Origin of the sequence: Bradyrhizobium icense (assembly GCF_001693385.1) — a bacterium.
Classification (GTDB): domain Bacteria; phylum Pseudomonadota; class Alphaproteobacteria; order Rhizobiales; family Xanthobacteraceae; genus Bradyrhizobium; species Bradyrhizobium icense.
In genome coordinates this window covers 1,324,922-1,338,462 of record NZ_CP016428.1, presented here as the reverse complement: position 1 = coordinate 1,338,462, position 13,541 = coordinate 1,324,922, and the positions used below count along the sequence as shown (strand labels likewise).

Genomic DNA, 13,541 nt, shown 5'->3' with positions numbered 1-13,541 from the left:
TATGGCCACCGAAGAAGTCGATCCCCGCTTTGCCGATCTTGATGCATGGCCGCTGACGTCAGCGATGGAAGCGATGTGGGAGGGCCAACTTGCGGCAGTCGCGGCGATCGGCCATGCCCTTCCCGCGATCACTGCGGCGACCGAAGCGGCCAAGGCAGCGCTGGGCGATCGCGGACGCATTGTGTATGTCGGCGCCGGCACCTCGGGCCGCGTGGCGGTCCAGGACGGCGCCGAGCTGACGCCGACCTTCGCCTGGCCCAGCGAGCGCGTCCGCTTCATCGTCGCCGGCGGAGACAGCGCGTTCGTCACCAGCATCGAGGGCGCGGAGGATGATGTCGATGATGCAGTCGCGCAGATCAAGGCCGCTCGGCTTACAGCGCACGACGTGGTGATCGCCGTTGCCGCCAGCGGGACAACGCCATTCACGGTCGCGGCGCTGCAGCAGGCAGGCTCTTTCGGTGCCGTGACGATCGGTGTCGCCAACAATCCCGGCACCGCACTGCTGGAATCGGCAAAGTTTCCTATTCTGATCGAGACCGGCCGCGAGCTGATCGCCGGCTCCACGCGGATGAAGGCGGGCACCGCGCAGAAGATTGTGCTCAACCTGATCTCCTCAGGGATCATGCTGCGCCTTGGCCGGGTGTATCGCGGCATGATGGTGAACATGCAGCCGACCAATGCCAAGCTGAAGCGGCGCGCCGAGGCCATGGTGGCGCAAATCGCGCATTGCGATCCGTCGCACGCGGCACGCTCGCTTGAGCAGGCCGAGGGAGACATCAAGACGGCAGGCCTTCTGGCGCTGGGCGTCGACAGGGTCGATGCCGAGACCATTCTGAAAAACTGTGACGGCAACCTTCGGCGCGTGTTTGCCGAGCTCGCCAAGGATCGTGACCTGCATCCCAAGGGAGCGGCGCCGCGCAAGCAAGGCGGAGCGGTTGAGCCGTGACGACATCCGCGATGGCGAGCGAAATCGGGGAAAGCGCGGATGTCGTCGCCAAAATTGTTCGTAACCGCGCCGCCACGCGCGACATCGCTCAGCGAGCAGGGATTGGCTCCGCCCCGCTATGCGTCGTGTGCGGCCGAGGCAGCTCTGGCCATGCCGGGGTTTTCTTGAGATACCTGGTCGAGACGCGGCTTCGCCTTCCTGTTTCGGCCAGCGCCCCTTCGGTGATCACGGCATTTCGCACACCCTTGATGCTGCGCCATGCGCTATTCATCGTGATCTCGCAATCCGGGCGCAGCCCGGATCTTGTCGCGGCGACCAGGTCGGCGCGCGCCGCGGGCGCCCGCACCATCGCCATCGTCAATGCGACCTCCTCGCCGGTGGCTGACGAAGCGGAGTTCGTCGTTCCGATCGAAGCAGGCCAAGAGCACTCGGTCGCGGCGACCAAGACCGTGATCGGCTCGATGGCCGCTGGCGCCGGACTTGTTGCCGAGCTGGCGGAAGACCGTGCGCTGCGGTCAGCCCTCGACCGGCTGCCCGATCGCCTGCACCGCGCGCTGGCGCTCGACTGGTGCAAGATTGCCGACGATCTCGCCAAGGCGTCAGCCGTGTTTGTGGCGGCGCGGGGCCTGGGCCTGGGCTCGGCACGGGAGATCGCGCTCAAGCTTTCGGAAATCCTGCGCCTGCCCTCCATTGGCCTGAGCGCCGCCGAGTTGCAGCATGGGCCGCGCGCCGCGTTATCATCGCGCACACCGGTTGTCATGATGCGCCTCATGGATGAAACGGCGGCCACGGTGGATGCGCTGGCGGAAGAATTGCGCGAGCAAAAGATCGCGCTGCATCTGTGCGGCGGACCGCATGGCTCGCTGCCCTGGTTGGCCGAAGATGACCCCGCCACCGACCCGATCACCATGCTCGTGCCGGCCTATCGGATGATCGAGCAGACGGCGCGCGCCTGCGGATTTGATCCGGATCGTCCCCCTCGCCTGAGCAAGATTACCGAGACGTTTTGATAGCTACCTGATCGCTGGCTGGCGACCGAAAGCTGGAGCACCGCCGAACGCTACAATTGAAGTCGAAGCTGTTATGCCCATCGAGCAGATAGCCGATTCCTTCGTAGCTCCTATCTGACGCAATCGTCCGGAGGTATTTTCCCAGCAAAGCGGTCAGTCATCCAGTTCACCGCCGCCATCGTGCTTGCTTGCGCGGCGCGTCCGTGCCCGATACCGGGCAGCAAGACCATCCTGACCTTGCTGCCGGCCCTGCATAGCTTGTCCATGTAGGCCTGGGTAACCGCGGGCCGGATGATCTGGTCATTGGTCCCCTGCGCTAGAAAGATCGGGATCTCGGAGGAGAGCACGCCGGTGCTGTTCTGTTCGAGAAGCGAGCGCCAAGGTTCGGCCTTGGTCGGATCTTGCACCGTCAAAAAATATTGCTCGAGCGGCCTCCCTGTTCTCTGCCTGACGATCAGGTCGAAAGGCCCTTCGATGCATTCTTGCGCCAGACTGTCAATCGCGGGCATGGCGCGCGGATCGACGATCTTATCGATGACGGCTCCGTAGACGCGGTGCCACGACCATAGCGTCATCGCCGTGATGTTCTTGCCGCCGATCGAGTTGATATCGTCGCTCATCAGCTTTGCGAGGTCCGTTGCCGGCGCCGCCGCGGCGACGCCGAGAAGCCGCAGCTCAGGGGCGTAGGCATTTGCAATCATCCCGGCGAAGAGCGCGGCTTGCCCGCCCTGCGAATGTCCCCACACCGTGAAGTCCCTGCCCTCGCCTGCGCGGGGAAGGGAGCGCGCCGCGCGCACGATATCGATCACGGCGCGACCTTCGCTCTCCCCCACCAGATAAGGATGCGGGCCCGGCGTGCCGAGCCCCGGATAGTCAGTCGCCGCCACGACGAAACCACGGGAGATCATCGAGCGAAGGCCCTGGATCTGCTGAAACAGAAAAATGGCGAGCGACGGCGCGCAGCGCGGGACGATGCCCGAGGTAGGATGTGCCCAAGCAACGATCGGACGACCGCCGGGCGGGGCCTCGGCTTGCGGAACAATGACGACGCCGGATACAAAGATCGGCCGGCCGTTCAACCCCGTCGACCGATACAGCACGCGATAGGTGGTGGCGCCGAGCGGAGCCCCGTCCATCGGCTCCTGCCGCACCAAGCTGCCCGGAGCACCGGCGAGCAACGATGCCGGCGCATCATAAAATGTCGTCTGGGCCGACGCTATTCCCGCCAGGCCAAAAACAGCCGCGGCGACGAGCGCATTCGGCATCCATTTGCGCCGCCAGCGGCCAAAGAAATTGGTGGTGAAGTATCGCGTGGTCCAGCTCACCTGCTTACAGTCCGTAAAGTATCTTCAGACCGCCGCTGGCATGAACGGCAATCAGGATGCCTTCGCGCAGCAACTGCACCTTTTCGAGCCTTGCCGAGTCGAGGCGGCCCTCCATGCGAAAGCCGTCCTTCAGCGGGCGCGTCAGGCGTTCGTTCGCCGCCATGAGCAGGTTCTGGTAGGAGATTCCGTAGTCGAGATTAGCGACATTCTTCAGTTGCGCCGCGAGCTGCTGCACGGCAGTTCCAATCTGGCTGTCGTCTGATGAAGTTGTCAGGTCGATTTCGGAGAGGCCGACGGTCTTATTGTTTGTATCGACTTTTGGCGTGGTGGAGAAATAGGTCCATTGGCCCGCGTTGGGATCGGTGTCCGAGCTCTTTGCGATGCGCAGGCCGATCACGAGTTTACCCGACGACGGATAAACCTGAATCTCGCGCACGGACGTGTCCTGCGCCGGTACGGCTCCGATCGCCTGACTTATCTTGTCCTTGAGCGCGTCGTAGTTGATGCGGACGGGAAGAATGACATCGAAGGTGCCCGGCTCGGCCACCGCAGTGCCGAGCGGCGGCAGGGCCGTCACCGTGACAGCTGGCGGCCGCTGCCCGATCACGGTTTCGGCGGAGCCGGTAAGTTCAAGCGATCCCCACAATATCTTGGCATTGGCGCGGACACCCGCGAAAGCCGCGCTCTGCGGGGTTAGCTGCAGCCAGACCGGCGGATCCTCCGCGAGTCTGATGGGTTCAAACGCGTGACGCCACGCCGTCTCGGCTTTGCCGTGGAGATCGAGTGCGCGCGCCGCCGCCAGCGCCCGCGACCGGATGCGCCCCAGTTGCGTCCGGATGTTGGGCTCGACATAGGGCGCAAGGTCAACCTCGCGGCCGAGCACGTGAAGGTAGGGATGTTCGCTCCAGCGGAAGGAGTCGCTGATGTTTAGCTGGAGCGACCCATCCCGCCGCAGCTCGGGGCGCGCTTCAACCTCGATCGTCGCGCTCGCCTCGGTGTCGCCGCGAATACGCGCCGTGAAGCGATTGGCTCCCTGGCCCTCGGCGGCGCCATGTATGGAGACCGCTCCGAAGACGCGGTCGCCCCGGCCATACAGCGAGACCGGGCTAGTCCGGTCGACAAAACCCCAGACGTCGCAATTGGCGTTGATGCGGAAGATGAGAACACGACGATGAACGCAGTTGACACGTTCGTCGATGGTGGCAAGCCGCTTTGGAATATCCCGCTCGATCGCCGCAGCGAGAGCCGGCAGCCCGAACTCGATCGTCGCAGAGATGCGCGAAGTCGTTACGAGTGGCGTTGCTGCGTCCGGGTTCAGCGTCGGCTTTTCGGCGCCGAACGCTATCGACGGGAGCGCCCCAAGAGCGAGCGCGGCCAGGCTGGCTATGCCCATGCGTGATCTATTCGCGATCGAATCGTATTGCGGCTGATATGTGCGTGATGGATGAATCATCCTAGTGCTCCAGCTTCAGGAAAAAACCAGAACCACAGTCGGCACTCAGTGCGCTCGCCAGCAACAAGGCCCTATACGTTAGGGGGTGCAGGAACGGCGGAAGCTGTTTCGCGATTCGGCTCGGCAAGCTGGCAGCTCCCGTGATCGCCAGGATCGAGCCACCTCCATTCTGTATCCGTTTTCGACACGTGTTGGGCGGATCCGCCCCACCGGCTCGAGAACCTCAAAGCCAACTTCGCAGTGAACGCCTGACGTCTCGCAAGAGAAATGACAAATGATGCAAAACGATGGCCTTGCAACCCCTCCGCGTTACCGCACCAGCCTTGCACCGGAAACGGCCTCGACAAAGCGCAATGAACCCGGCTGAATCGACCGAAACCATAGCAAAATCAACGAATCTGGCGGATATCCCTCCCGCTCATAACGGTCGGGTTGCAGGTTCTAACCCTGCCGGGCGCACCAGCCTTCGCTCGCGAAGCGAGGAAAGCTGCCGCGCCGGAGCCCTATTGGCGAAGGCGGGCTGTGCGGCACGCGAGCTACGGCTCGGCAAGCCACGCCGATCACCGCACCGGAACGCTGCACCGCAACGATACGCTCCGGCGAGGCGCGCTGTCGATCCCATCACCCCCCTTTTTCCGGAATTGGACGCGCCGTCGCGCTTCACGCCGAGCCAGCCGTCGCCTTGTCCTTCAGAAAGACCCGGCTCGCGAGCACGTCCGATGCCTGCAGCGACATGATGTCGTCAGCGGTCAGCACATGATCGAGATCGGCGACGAGGCGATTGGCCTGGCGCAGGCGCATGCGGTCCAGCGCGTTTCGGATGGAGCGGGCGTTCGAGAACAGCGGCTGGATCTTGCGTAGCGCGATATAGCGGATGAACGCTTCACGCGCATCGGCGCTGAATTTGTAGTTCATGTCGCGCAGCATCAGCTCGGCGATCGCGAGCAATTCAGGCTCGGAATAGTCGGGAAAATCGATATGATGGGCGATGCGGGAGCGGAAGCCGGGATTGCTGGCGAAGAACTTATCCATTCGGTCGCCGTAGCCGGCGAGAATCACCACCAGATCCTCGCGTTGGGATTCCATCACCTGCAGCAGGATCTCGATCGCTTCCTGACCGTAATCGCGTTCATTGTCGGGCCGGTGGAGATAATAGGCTTCGTCGATGAACAGCACGCCGCCCATCGCCTTCTTCAGCACTTCCTTGGTCTTGGGCGCGGTGTGGCCGATATATTGTCCAACCAGCTCATCGCGGGTAACCGACACCACCTGGCCGCGACGCACGAAGCCGAGCCTGTGGAGAATGCTGGCGATCCGCAGCGCCACCGTGGTCTTGCCGGTGCCGGGATTGCCGGTGAACGACATATGCAATGTCGGCACCTCCGACGTCAGATTAAGCCGCTTGCGGATACGTTCGATCAGCAAGAGCGATGCGATTTCGCGGATACGGGTTTTCACGGGCACTAGCCCGATCAGCTCGCGGTCGAGCTGCGTGAGGATTTCCTCAATGCCGACGGCTTCGAGCTCCTCGCGGAGGTTGACCATGTCTGTCATGTCGGCGGTATCCATGTCCATCTGGCAAACCTCGACGCAATGCATGCGCGGTCTGAAAAAAACTCCGCCGCCGCTTTCACAGCGACGGAGCAGTGCATCCGGCAGACGAAAGGCACGATCAGGGAGAACTCGTCTGTCGGACCGGGTAACTTGCTAACCGTAACGCCGGCCCTCCGGGCGGTCAGCGGCGTAGGACCTGGTCGTGTAGCGGATGTTGCGGCCAGCAACTTCATGCCGCTCGAGGCGGAAGCCGGGTTCCTTCTTCGGTCGGTTGACGATGAAGGACAGCCGCACCGATTCCCAGCCGTGACTGGAATCGAACGCCGACAGGCGGATGTAGCTGTTACCATACACCTTACGGCATTGGTTCAGCTCCATCATCACACCGGCGGCGTCGCGGAGATCGAACATCGGCAATCCCCACATCTCCCAGAGATTGTTGCGGGGATGCGGATCGTCGGTGAATTCGATGTTCACCGCCCATCCATTCTCCAGGCAATACTGGACCTGACGGGAGATCTGCTCGTCGGTGAGATCGGGCAGAAACGAGAAGCAGCCTTGGGTAATGCGCATGATTTCCGCTCCTTACGTCGCGACCGAAGGCGTGGGGACGTAGTCCGGCATATCGGTCGATTCGTAGTTGAAGGTGACGTTCTTCCAGACCTCCAGCGCCGATTTCAGCGGCGTGCAGGTCTCTGCAGCCTTGGCGAGAATCTCGGGCCCCTCGTGCAGATAGTCGCGGCCTTCATTGCGCGCGAGAATCATCGCTTCCAGCGCTACGCGGTTGGCGGTCGCGCCGGCCTGAATGCCCATCGGATGCCCGATGGTGCCGCCGCCAAACTGCAGGATCACGTCTTCGCCGAGATGATCGAGCAATTGGTGCATCTGCCCGGCGTGAATGCCGCCGGACGCGACCGGCATCAGCTTGTTGAGGCTGGCCCAATGCTGGTCGAAGAACACGCCGTGCTCCAGCCGCATCGGGTTATGGTCCTCGCGGCAGATGTCGTAATAGCCGCGCGTGGTCGCCGGATCGCCTTCGAGCTTGCCGACCACGGTGCCGGCATGGATGTGATCGACGCCGGCAAGCCGCATCCATTTTGCGATCACCCGGAACGAGACGCCGTGACTGCGCTGCCGCGTGTAGGTGGAATGCCCGGCACGATGCAGATGCAGGATCATGTCGTTGCGGCGGGCCCATTTGGCCATCGACTGGATCGCGGTGTAGCCGATCACGAGATCGATCATGATGACGATCGAGCCGAGCTCTTTGGCGAACTCGGCGCGCTCGTACATGTCTTCCATGGTGCCGGCGGTGACGTTGAGATAGGTGCCCTTGATCTCGCCGGTCGCCGCCTGCGCCTTGTTGACTGCCTCCATGCAATAGAGAAACCGCTCGCGCCAATGCATGAACGGCTGCGAGTTGATGTTCTCGTCGTCCTTGGTGAAGTCGAGACCGCCCTTCAGCGCCTCGTAGACCACGCGCCCGTAGTTGCGCCCGGATAGGCCGAGCTTCGGCTTCACCGTGGCACCGAGTAGCGGTCGGCCAAACTTGTCCATGCGCTCGCGCTCGACCACGATGCCGGTCGCAGGCCCCTGGAACGTCTTCACATAGGCCACCGGCAGCCGCATGTCCTCGAGCCGCAATGCCTTCAGCGGCTTGAAACCGAACACGTTGCCGATGATCGAGGCCGACAGATTGGCAATCGACCCGTTCTCGAACAGGTCGAGATCGTAGGCGATGTATGCAAAATACTGCCCCGGCGAGTTCGGCACGGGATCGACGCGAAAACATTTGGCGCGGTATTTCTCAGCCGCCGTCAGACGGTCGGTCCACACCACGGTCCAGGTCGCGGTCGAGGATTCGCCGGCGACCGCGGCCGACGCCTCGATCGGATCGACCCCGTCCTGCGGCGTGACGCGGAACAGCGCGATGATGTCGGTGTCCTTGGGCTCGTAGTCGGGCTCCCAATAACCCATCTTCTTGTATTCGAGGACGCCGGATTTATAGCGATCCTTGCCGCGGACGGTCATCGAGTGCATGTTCATATCGGCCTCCTTGGGTGGTGTGCGGCGATTGGTCGGGATCGAACGCGTCGTCAGCTCATTCTGCGGCATCGGCTATTCCTCCGATTTGTGGATCGAGTGCGCTCGAACGGTAGCGTCTTGCCATCTCGGCCAGTGGAACGACCTTGATCTGCGACGCATGTCCCGCCGTGCCGAATTGCTCGAAGCGCTCGCGGCAAAGATCGCGCAGGCCATCCATCGCCGGTTTCAGAAATTTGCGCGGGTCGAACTCGCTCCTGCTCTGCGTTGCGACCTTGCGGAACGCCGCGGTCATCGCCAGCCGGCAGTCGGTATCGATATTGATCTTTCGGACACCGTGCTTGATGCCGCGGACGATTTCCTCGACCGGCACGCCCCAGGTCTGCGGCATCTCGCCGCCGAACTGGTTGAATGCGTCCTGCAGCGGCTGCGGCACCGAGGAAGAGCCGTGCATCACCAGATGCGTATTGGGCAGCCGGTGATGGATTTCCTCGACCACCCGCATGGCAAGAATGTCGCCGTCCGGCTTGCGCGAGAATTTATAGGCGCCATGCGAAGTCCCCATCGCGATCGCCAGCGCATCGACCTTGGTGGAGCGAACGAAATCGACCGCCTGATCCGGATCGGTCAGCAACTGGTCGTGGCTGATCTCGCCTTCGACGCCATGGCCGTCTTCCTGCTCGCCGCCACCATGCTCCAGCGAGCCGAGCACGCCCAGTTCGCCTTCGACCGAGGCGCCGATCCAGTGCGCCATGTCGACGACGCGGCGGGTGATGTCGACGTTGTATTGGTAGCTCGCCGGAGTCTTGGCATCGGCCATCAGCGAGCCGTCCATCATCACCGACGTGAAGCCGTGCTGCAGCGCGGTGGCACAAGTCGACTCTTCGTTGCCGTGATCCTGGTGCAGGCAGAGCGGGATCTGCGGATACATCTCTTCCAGCGCATCGATCATCTTCGCCAGCATGATGTCGTTGGCATAGGAGCGCGCACCGCGCGAGGCCTGGATGATGACGGGCGCATCGACGGCAGCCGCGGCCTCCATGATGGCAAGGCCCTGCTCCATATTGTTGATGTTGAATGCCGGCACGCCGTAGCCGCGCTCGGCGGCATGATCCAGCAATTGCCTCAGCGTTATCAGCGCCATCGCAGCCTCCGTGTCATTGTTCTCGTGTGATCGTCATGCCCAGGTTGCCGTCATTCTGGAGCGCGCGATGCAGCGCATCGCCGCTATTGCAACGGCGTTCGCGGTGATGCCGAATTCGCGATAGAGCGTTTCCGCCGGCGCAGATGCGCCAAAGCCGGTCATACCGACAAATTCGCCGCCGTCGCCGAGCCAGCGCGCCCAGTCGCCCTCGACCGCGGCTTCGATGCCGATCCGCGGGACGTCTCCAAGAACCTCCGACCGGTATTCGCGCGATTGCTGGCGAAACAGCTCGAAGCATGGAGCCGAGACGACGGCCGCGCGGACACTATCCTTTGCGAGCGTTTTCGCAGCCTCGATGGCGATCGAGACCTCCGATCCGGTCGCGATCAGCGTGACATCGCGTCCGCCCTCCGGCTCGACGACGACATAGGCGCCGCGCGCGACCAGATTGTCACCACCGCCTTCATGGAAGGCAGGCAGCGCTTGCCGCGACTGACACAGCACCGATGGACTGGCCTGCGCCCGCAGCGCGCAGTCCCAGGCCTCGGCGGTCTCGATGGCATCGCCCGGTCGGAAAACCAGCAGATTGGGGATCGCTCGAAGCGATGCCAAATGTTCGACCGGCTGATGGGTGGGACCATCCTCGCCCAGTCCGATGGAGTCGTGCGTCATCACATGGATGACACGAATGTTCATGAGCGCCGCCAGCCGGATCGCCGGACGGCTGTAATCGGCGAAGCTGAGGAACGTACCGCCATAGGGGATGAAGCCGCCATGCAGCGCCATGCCGTTCATTGCCGCCGCCATGGCGTGCTCGCGGACCCCATAGTGAATATAGCTGCCTTCAAACGAGCCGGGCTGTACCGGCTGCTGGGTCCTGGCCCGCGTCAGGTTGGAATGGGTGAGGTCCGCCGAGCCACCGAGCAGATTGGGCAGCGCCTCGGCGATTGCATCAATCACGCGCTGCGACGCCTGCCGGGTGGCAATATTCGGCCGCTCGGTCGCGAAGTCATCACGCAGCTTTGTCATCGCTTCCGCATAGCTGCACGGCAGGTTGCGATTCAGCGCATCGTGAAATGGCGAACGGGAATCAGCGCTCAGACGCCTGGTCCGTTCGATCCAGCAACGGCGGGCGGCATGCCCGCGGCGGCCTGCCTGACGCCACAGCGCGAGGACGGCCTCCGGGATCTCGAACGGCGCGTACGGCCAGTTCAGCGCCTCGCGCGTTTTGGCGGTTTCTTCGCCACCCAGCGGCGCGCCATGGACTTTGTCCGTTCCCTGACGGTTAGGGGCGCCGAAGCCGATGATCGTACGGCAGGCAATCAGCGACGGCCGGTCGCTGTTGCGCGCCCGCTCGATCGCGGCCGCGATCGCTTCGGGATCGTGGCCGTCTACTCGGCTGGCCGACCACCCCGCGGCCCTGAACCGTGCGAGCTGATCATCCGAGCATGACAGTGAGGTGGCGCCGTCGATCGAGATTTCGTTGTCGTCGAACAGCACGATCAGGCGATTGAGCCTGAGATGCCCGGCCAGCGAGATCGCCTCGTGGCTGATCCCCTCCATCAGGCAACCGTCGCCGGCGATCACATAGGTATAATGATCGACGAAATCGTCGCCGAAGCGCGCGTTCATCAGCCGCTCAGCCAGCGCCATGCCGAGGGCGGTCGCGATGCCTTGCCCGAGAGGTCCGGTGGTCGTCTCGACGCCCGCCGTATGGCCATATTCGGGGTGTCCCGGCGTCTTCGACCCCCATTGCCGGAATGCCCTGAGTTCGTCCAGCGTCATGCCTTCGTACCCGGTCAGGTGCAGAAGCGCATACAGCAGCATCGAGCCATGGCCGGCCGACAGCACGAAGCGGTCGCGATCCGGCCACGCCGGGTCCGTCGGATCGAATTTGAGGAAGCGCGAAAACAGAACGGTCGCGACGTCGGCCATGCCCATCGGCATGCCCGGATGACCGGACTTGGCCTTCTCGACGGCGTCGATTGCCAGGAAACGGATCGCGTTGGCCATCTCTGCGTGCGCCAGATCCGGACGGCTGGCCATGCGGGATAGAGCGGGAGCGTTCATATCGTGCGCCTCTTGCGTTCCATCAGTTGCAGGATCAGTGGAGTGAGGATGAGTTGCATCGCCAGGTCGAGCTTGGCCCCGTGGATCACGATCGAATTGGCGCGCGACATGAAGCTGTGCGGAATCATCGACAGCAGATAGGGAAAATCGATCCCGCGCGGATTCTTGAGACGGATCACCACCATCGATTCATCCGGCGTCGGAATCCACCGCGCGATGAACGGGTTCGACGTATCGACGGTCGGCACGCGCTGAAAATTGATATCGGTCTCGGCGAACTGCGGACAGATGTAGTTCACGTAATCAGGCATGCGCCGCAGGATGGTGTCGGTCACCGCCTCAGCGGTATAGCCGCGGTCGCGACGATCGCGATGCAGCTTCTGGATCCATTCCAGGTTGATCACCGGCACGACGCCGATCTTGAGATCGGCATGCTGCGCCACGTTGACCTTGTCGGTCACGACCGCGCCGTGCAACCCCTCGTAAAACAGCAGGTCGGACCCTTCCGGCAATTGGGTCCATTCGGTGAATGTGCCCGGTTTGGCGCCGTAGAGCTTCGCCTCTTCGTCGTCGTGGACGTAATGGCGCGTCGTTCCGGTGCCGGATTCACCGTAGTCGCGAAACACCCTTTCGAGTTCCTCGAACAAATTTGTTTCCGGACTGAAATGGCTGAAATGCTTGTTGCCGCGCTCGGCCTCCTCCAGCATTTTGCTGCGCATCTCGAAACGATTGTAACGATGGAAGGCATCGCCCTCGATGTAGGCCGCAACCACCTTTTCGCGGCGGAAGATCTGCTCGAACGTCTTCTTCACCGACGTGGTGCCGGCGCCCGACGAACCCGTAATCGATATGATGGGATGAGCCCGCGACATCCTAGTGCCCCCGTCAGCGGAACAGGCCGCGCCGCGCGAACAGCGGCGCATCGCTATTGTCGAACATCGGCTCGATCCTCTCGTGAATGGTGGCGATGTCGCGCACGCCACGCAACGAACCCATGATCAGCGGCACCCGCTGATGCGGTGTTCTCGCCCCCAGTTCCAGAATTCGCCGCCGCCCGGTCGATGCCGCGCCGCCCGCCCATTCCATTACCAGCGCCATCGGATGGGCTTCGTACAGCAGGCGAATCCTGCCTTCGCGATAGCTGGGGCGGGCATCGGCCGGATAGAGAAACACGCCGCCGCGCGCCAGAATGCGAAGCGATTCCGCAACCAGCGAACCGATCCAGCGCATGTTGAAGTCCGCCTCACCGCCACCGCTGGTGCCGGCGAGACATTCATCGATGTAGGCGCGAACGGGACCATGCCAGTGCCGCCGATTGGAAGCGTTGATGGCAAACTCCGGCGTATCGCGTGCGACCTGCACGGCCTGCCGGATCAGCAGAAATTCTCCCGCGCGCCTGTCGAGAATGAAGATATCGACACGCGCGTTGAGCGCGAGGACGAAAGTAGTTTGCGGACCGTAGACGAAAAATCCTGCCGCGCACTGTGCCGTGCCGGGCTCAAAGAAGGTCGAAAGGATGTCGTTGCCTCTTGGGCGGATCGAAAAGATGGTGCCCATCGAGATGTTGTTTTCGAGATTGGCCGATCCGTCGAGCGGATCGATCGCAACGCACAGGTGCGCATCGGGCCGGAAGGTTTCCGGCAGCGCCGCCTCCTCGGAAAGGATCGCCGCCACCGGCGCGCCGCGCAGCGCACGCCGCATCATTTCGTCGGCCACGATATCGATGTCTTTCTGCCGGTCGCCGTCGGTATTGATGCCGCCATCCTGCCCGGTGATATCGGCGAGCGGCCCATCTGCAATCAGTGCCGCGAGTTCGATTGCAGCGGCGGCAATGGCCTCGATCACCGCACCGACCGCCGCGCCATGCGGGATCTGCGCAATAGACTTATCGAGATGTGAACGCAGCGTCACGCGTTCGTCCATGGCGGTCTCCCGGTGCGCTCTCTCGGCGCTGTCGAAGCGTCCGCCGAGTTTGGCGACGCGCGCTCTCAAGCAA

Annotated in this window: 11 protein-coding genes; 2 read left to right on the top strand and 9 right to left on the bottom strand. The window is 63.0% G+C overall.

Features of this window, described 5'->3' with window-relative positions; genetic code table 11:
- Position 1: 1 nt before the first annotated feature.
- Positions 2-946 carry an N-acetylmuramic acid 6-phosphate etherase gene (locus tag LMTR13_RS06375; RefSeq protein WP_065727144.1) on the top strand — a complete coding sequence of 315 codons (945 nt, stop codon included), beginning with the start codon at positions 2-4 and terminating at the stop codon, positions 944-946.
- 164 nt (positions 947-1,110) lie between these two features.
- A complete protein-coding gene (locus tag LMTR13_RS06370) occupies positions 1,111-1,956 on the top strand; it encodes an SIS domain-containing protein (RefSeq protein WP_236843291.1) in 846 nt (281 codons plus the stop codon).
- 110 nt (positions 1,957-2,066) lie between these two features.
- Here LMTR13_RS06370 and LMTR13_RS06365 read toward each other — a convergent pair whose 3' ends face one another.
- The 9 genes from LMTR13_RS06365 to LMTR13_RS06325 form a co-directional block, all read right to left on the bottom strand.
- Positions 2,067-3,281, bottom strand: coding sequence for an alpha/beta fold hydrolase (locus LMTR13_RS06365; RefSeq protein ID WP_236843290.1), 1,215 nt, complete (start codon positions 3,279-3,281; stop codon positions 2,067-2,069).
- Positions 3,282-3,285: 4 nt separating this feature from the next.
- The gene (locus LMTR13_RS06360; protein ID WP_065727142.1) at positions 3,286-4,674 is read right to left on the bottom strand and encodes a DUF4403 family protein; all 1,389 of its coding nucleotides are present in this window, start codon (positions 4,672-4,674) and stop codon (positions 3,286-3,288) included.
- Positions 4,675-5,394: 720 nt separating this feature from the next.
- Positions 5,395-6,288: a CbbX protein gene (gene cbbX, locus LMTR13_RS06355; RefSeq protein ID WP_083219415.1), complete on the bottom strand. Its 894-nt coding sequence runs from the start codon at positions 6,286-6,288 to the stop codon at positions 5,395-5,397.
- A gap of 153 nt (positions 6,289-6,441) precedes the next feature.
- Complete coding sequence (locus LMTR13_RS06350) at positions 6,442-6,861, bottom strand: ribulose bisphosphate carboxylase small subunit (RefSeq protein ID WP_065727140.1); 420 nt, start codon at positions 6,859-6,861, stop codon at positions 6,442-6,444.
- Positions 6,862-6,873: 12 nt separating this feature from the next.
- Positions 6,874-8,334, bottom strand: coding sequence for a form I ribulose bisphosphate carboxylase large subunit (locus LMTR13_RS06345; protein WP_065732473.1), 1,461 nt, complete (start codon positions 8,332-8,334; stop codon positions 6,874-6,876).
- A gap of 55 nt (positions 8,335-8,389) precedes the next feature.
- Positions 8,390-9,475, bottom strand: coding sequence for a class II fructose-bisphosphate aldolase (gene fba, locus LMTR13_RS06340; RefSeq protein WP_065727139.1), 1,086 nt, complete (start codon positions 9,473-9,475; stop codon positions 8,390-8,392).
- Positions 9,476-9,508: 33 nt separating this feature from the next.
- Positions 9,509-11,545 carry a transketolase gene (gene tkt, locus LMTR13_RS06335; RefSeq protein WP_065727138.1) on the bottom strand — a complete coding sequence of 679 codons (2,037 nt, stop codon included), beginning with the start codon at positions 11,543-11,545 and terminating at the stop codon, positions 9,509-9,511.
- A complete protein-coding gene (locus LMTR13_RS06330) occupies positions 11,542-12,417 on the bottom strand; it encodes a phosphoribulokinase (RefSeq protein WP_065727137.1) in 876 nt (291 codons plus the stop codon). The genes tkt and LMTR13_RS06330 overlap by 4 nt, the downstream gene beginning before the upstream one ends.
- Before the next feature lie 13 nt (positions 12,418-12,430).
- Positions 12,431-13,468 (bottom strand): class 1 fructose-bisphosphatase, encoded by a 1,038-nt coding sequence (locus LMTR13_RS06325; RefSeq protein WP_065732472.1) that lies wholly within the window; start codon positions 13,466-13,468, stop codon positions 12,431-12,433.
- Between the last annotated feature and the right edge of the window lie 73 nt (positions 13,469-13,541).

Coding starts and splice junctions, on each gene's coding strand:
- LMTR13_RS06375 (WP_065727144.1), top strand. CDS start 2: ATGGCCACCGAAGAAGTCGATCCCCGCTTTGCCGATCTTGATGCATGG.
- LMTR13_RS06330 (WP_065727137.1), bottom strand. CDS start 12,417: ATGTCGCGGGCTCATCCCATCATATCGATTACGGGTTCGTCGGGCGCC.
- cbbX (WP_083219415.1), bottom strand. CDS start 6,288: ATGACAGACATGGTCAACCTCCGCGAGGAGCTCGAAGCCGTCGGCATT.
- LMTR13_RS06360 (WP_065727142.1), bottom strand. CDS start 4,674: ATGGGCATAGCCAGCCTGGCCGCGCTCGCTCTTGGGGCGCTCCCGTCG.
- fba (WP_065727139.1), bottom strand. CDS start 9,475: ATGGCGCTGATAACGCTGAGGCAATTGCTGGATCATGCCGCCGAGCGC.
- LMTR13_RS06345 (WP_065732473.1), bottom strand. CDS start 8,334: ATGAACATGCACTCGATGACCGTCCGCGGCAAGGATCGCTATAAATCC.
- LMTR13_RS06325 (WP_065732472.1), bottom strand. CDS start 13,468: ATGGACGAACGCGTGACGCTGCGTTCACATCTCGATAAGTCTATTGCG.
- LMTR13_RS06350 (WP_065727140.1), bottom strand. CDS start 6,861: ATGCGCATTACCCAAGGCTGCTTCTCGTTTCTGCCCGATCTCACCGAC.
- tkt (WP_065727138.1), bottom strand. CDS start 11,545: ATGAACGCTCCCGCTCTATCCCGCATGGCCAGCCGTCCGGATCTGGCG.